We start from the raw sequence: 4,416 nt of genomic DNA, 5'->3' as shown, positions 1-4,416 counted from the left end.
TAGAAGGAATTAGCCAAGACGGGAAACTGCACCCATTGCAGCAGTCGTTCCATGAACACTATGCGGCTCAGTGCGGCTTCTGCACGCCAGGGATGTTGATGTCGGCCAAGGCCTTGCTGGACAAGAATCCCAAGCCTACCCGCCAAGAGATCGTAGAAGCGATCTCGGGCAACCTCTGCCGGTGCGGGGCTTACCAGGAAATCGTCGAGGCTATTGAAGCAGTCGCCCATGGCCAGGGGAAGGAGTGAGGACCATGACAGAATATGTAGGTAAACCAATACTGCGATATGACGGGATCGGCCATGTAACGGGCCGGACCGTCTATGTGGATGATATCCAGCGTCCGGGGATGCTATACATCAAGTGCCTGACCAGTCCGGTCCATAAAGGGGTCATCCGGCGTCTGGATGTTTCCGCCGCTGAAAAAATGGGCGGCGTTGCCGGGGTCCTCACGGCCAAGGATGTCCCGGGGGTAAATGCCTATGGGATGATTCCCGACCAGCCGGTCTTCACTCCCGAGCATATCCGGTTCAAGGGCGAGCGGATTGCTGCGGTGGCGGCCGTCGATGAAGATACGGCGATGGAAGCGCTGGGAAAGATCAAGCTGGACATCGAGGAGCAGACCCCGGTCTTCGATCCCTTTGAAGCGATGAAGCCGGAAGGCCCCCTAGTTCGGCCCGAGGGCAATGTCTTCCAGTTCGACAGCGGCAAAACCCGCAAGATCCGTCTCGGCGACGTGGAGAAGGGCTTTCAAGAAGCGGACACCATCGTCGAAGGCAAGTATACCAACTCCATGAACGAACACGCCCCGATAGAACCTCAAGTCTCGGTGGCTTACCTTGACGAGGCCGACCGGCTGGCGATCCACACGGTCAGCCAGGACCTTTACTTCCACCTGGGGATGCTGACCGCTATCTTCAACCTACACATGAATAAGATCCGCTACATCGGAGGAACAGTCGGCGGTGGTTTCGGGGCCAAGAACGACATCCACTGCGACCATGTGGCCGGCCTCATGGCTCTCAAAATCCGCAAGCCGGTGAAGTATCGCCTGACCCGCACCGAGGAGACCCTCTACACCACCAAGCGCGGGGCCTGGACCTTTGAATTCAAGGACGGGGTGAAAAAAGACGGTCGAATCGTCGCCCGCCAAATTCGAACTATTCACGACACCGGCGCTTATTCCGGTATGGGGCCCTACGTGGTGGACAAGAACTCCATTCTGGTCGCTGGACCCTTCTTCATCCCGAACATCTGGATTGATGGCACCTGCGTTTATACGAACAAGCCGCCGGCCAGCTCCATGCGCGGTTTCGGGATCATCAACGGGACATCCGCTGAGGAGCTCCAGATGGATCGGATCGCCGAGATCATCGGGATGGACCCCTGGGAGATCCGTTTTGTCAACGCCTGGCGTGATGGTGATCTGGGGGCTACCCAGTACCAGGTCGTGGCAGCGGGCCTGCTTGAAGCGATGAAACGAGCCGCCGAACTGGCCGGGGTAGAACTCCCGGCCCGTCTCAAGGCCATGAGTTCGCGGAGGAGGTAAAAGTCATGAAAAAGAAAGGCGTAGGGATTTCGTGTAATACCCATCCCGCAGGGATGAAAGGGGGCGGAGACCCCAGTCAGGCGCAGATCCGCCTGAAACCCGACGGGACATTTGACCTCCTGGTGGGCGCGGTGGATATCGGTCAGGGCTCCAAGACCATTTTGCGGCAGATCGCTGCCGACGAGCTGGGGGTTCCTCTGGAGGCTATCACGGTGAACAATTTTGATACCGATATCGGCCCGATGTGCACCGGCACCTTCGCCAGCCGGGTGACTTTCATGGACGGGAACGCAGTCATCCGGGCGGCGGCCGACCTTAAGAAAAAGATCCGCGAATGGGCTGCAGATGTATTAGAGGCCAACCCGGAGGACATTGAAGTCGCCGATAACAAAGTATTGGTGAAAGGCTCCCCTGGGATTTCTAAGACAATGTCGGAAGTAGGTTCGATGGTCAACTGGGGGGGGCAGTTCCTGGTGGGTACCGGTTCTTTCATCCCCGGCGCAGGGCAGGCCTTTGATCCGGAAACGGGAAAGATGACGGCCATTGCTTCGCTAGCATTCGGCGCCTGCGTGGCGGAAGTTGATGTGGACACGGAAACAGGCGTCGTGGAATTGCTCAAGCTGGTACAAGTCTACGAGATCGGCAAGGCGATCAACCCGCTTTTGTGCAAAGGACAAATCAACGGTGGGGCTATGATGGGGATTGGTTTTGCCCTCACGGAGAACTACACCCCCTACTACCCCAAGATGGATTTCGCCCCCACTGGCCTGGCAGACTACATCTTGACCACGGCAGCGGACATGCCCCCGGTTATGGTCTCCGACATCGTGGAAGTTCCCCATCCCAATGGGCCGCGGGGAGCGAAAGGTTTCGCGGAGATGACCGCCAGCGCAGCACCGCCCGCCATCCTGTCTGCTATCCATAATGCCATCGGCGTGTGGATCATGGATTATCCGGCGACACCCGAGCGGATCCTCAAAGCGCTGATCGAAAAAAAAGCAAAAGGTTGAAACGATTTTGGTGTTTGCTAAGGAAGGATAGGGCAGGATGTGGGCTACTCTATCCTCTCATTCTATAACTTATAATCTCTTAATCTCTGTACCCGCTTTTGATCAAGATAGAAAATGCTTTTAAATCCCCCCCCCATGAATCATTACGCCTCCCCTAAAAAATTGACAATCTTTCCGTAGATGTGTTACAAGACAAACGTTATTCAGCAAAGAGGGAGAAGCCTTTGACACTTGGACCCATAACCGGGGAATGGTCAATCTGGCCAAAGATTATATCACCCATGACATCATTGCCTTAAAATTGGTCAAAGAGGTCGAACCTCAGATCAACGTAGCCTTCGGTAGAAAATGGGAGCGGTTGCGGAATGTAATGGTCAAGGAAGCCAAAACAGTCCGCCTTTCGCCGGAACGTCAGTCAGGTAAAAGAAAAAAGAAAAAAATATTTAATCCACGGGAAATTAGCGGGGCTTCTTCCTAAGGAAGATAAAGAGGGTCACTCGTGGAGAAAGGGAGAATGGAAAATGCCTAAACGAGAAATTGAATTTATCGATGTGGATACTCATTACGAATGGAAACCTGTGGAAGGGGATACATTAGGTATTAAGGAAAAAATCCTTAGCCGAGACCCGGAAACAAAGTCTTACACCCGACTCTTAAAATTCCCTCCCGGGATAAAAACGGCAGAAACGCTGGTTCATGATTTTTGGGAAGAAGTTTTAATCGTCGAAGGGGAGTTAATTGACCTGGCCAAGAACCAAACCTTTGGTGCGGGGTTTTACGCCTGCCGCCCACCTGGAATGAAACACGGTCCTTATCATATCCCCCGGGGATGTACCACTTTTGAAATCCGCTTTTACCTGGAGAAAACGCGGTAGATCAAGAAAGAAAGGACTGGGGCGTTCCTTCATAGCTTTTCTTTCAGGGATGAGCTTGATCATCCCTGAATGGGCCGGGGGATTTAATATGCTTATTGGGGCCATGCATTAAATTATTTGCAGGGGTGAAAAAGATGAAGATCGCTTCCATTCAGATGAAAGTTGGCGACGAGAGGAAATCTCAGCGGATTGAACGGGCGGAGGCCTTATTGGATCAGGTCAAGGGGTCTGATCTCGTCATCCTCCCGGAGATTTGGAATATCGGCTACTTTTCTTTTGACCGTTATTCAGAAGAAGCAGAGGCTCTCAGTGGCGAAACAGCTCAAAGGATGGCGGCCAAGGCCAAGGAACACGGGTTCTACCTCCATGCCGGAAGTATAGTGGAGAAAAAAAATGGTAAATTGTTCAACACGAGCCTATTCTTAGGCCCAGACGGGAAACTGATTGCCACCTATCAGAAAATTCACCTTTATGGTTACGGATCGCAGGAAAGTCAAATCCTATCCCGGGGAAAAGAGGTGGTGGTGGTCGGAACTCCCTGGGGTAAAATCGGGATGGCTACCTGTTATGACTTAAGGTTCCCAGAAATATTCAGGGCCATGTTAGATAAGGGCGCCGAGCTGTTTTTGGTAACCTCGGGATGGCCCTATCCCCGGCTGGAGCATTGGATCATGTTGAATCGAGTGCGAGCCATAGAAAACACGGCATTTTTGGTTTCCAGTAATTGTGTGGGAACTAATCGTGGGGCTCAATTTTGTGGCCACAGTATGATGGTAAATCCCTGGGGAATCATTCTGACCAGCGGCGGAGATGAGGAGTGCCTTTTAAGGGCGGAAATCGATATGGACAAGGTGACGGCTGTTAGGGGAACATTTCCAGCCGTGAGTGATCGGGTTCTGTAAAAACAAATGATTTTCATTCCGGGAAGCAATCTATAGGGAACGGCCGCAGAGGTTGTAATCACAGGCTGCCTGGGATGCCC

Annotated in this window: 6 protein-coding genes; all 6 read left to right on the top strand. The window is 53.0% G+C overall.

Annotated elements, in window-relative coordinates:
- A partial coding sequence (locus Q7V48_02385) for a 2Fe-2S iron-sulfur cluster-binding protein (protein MDO9209587.1) occupies positions 1-248 on the top strand: 248 nt, incomplete at its 5' end.
- A 5-nt stretch (positions 249-253) separates the two neighbouring features.
- Entirely contained in the window at positions 254-1,549 is a 1,296-nt protein-coding gene (locus tag Q7V48_02380) for a molybdopterin-dependent oxidoreductase (protein MDO9209586.1), read from the top strand.
- 5 nt (positions 1,550-1,554) lie between these two features.
- On the top strand, positions 1,555-2,559 hold the full coding sequence (locus tag Q7V48_02375; GenBank protein MDO9209585.1) for a molybdopterin-dependent oxidoreductase: 1,005 nt from the start codon (positions 1,555-1,557) through the stop codon (positions 2,557-2,559).
- Positions 2,560-2,809: 250 nt separating this feature from the next.
- A complete protein-coding gene (locus Q7V48_02370) occupies positions 2,810-3,037 on the top strand; it encodes a hypothetical protein (protein MDO9209584.1) in 228 nt (75 codons plus the stop codon).
- A gap of 43 nt (positions 3,038-3,080) precedes the next feature.
- On the top strand, positions 3,081-3,434 hold the full coding sequence (locus tag Q7V48_02365) for a cupin domain-containing protein (protein MDO9209583.1): 354 nt from the start codon (positions 3,081-3,083) through the stop codon (positions 3,432-3,434).
- Between the two features lie 134 nt (positions 3,435-3,568).
- Entirely contained in the window at positions 3,569-4,336 is a 768-nt protein-coding gene (locus tag Q7V48_02360) for a carbon-nitrogen family hydrolase (GenBank protein ID MDO9209582.1), read from the top strand.
- Positions 4,337-4,416 lie beyond the last annotated feature (80 nt).

Source organism: Deltaproteobacteria bacterium (assembly GCA_030654105.1).
Taxonomy (GTDB): Bacteria; Desulfobacterota; SM23-61; order SM23-61; family SM23-61; genus JAHJQK01.
This window is presented reverse-complemented; position numbering and strand designations above follow the sequence as displayed.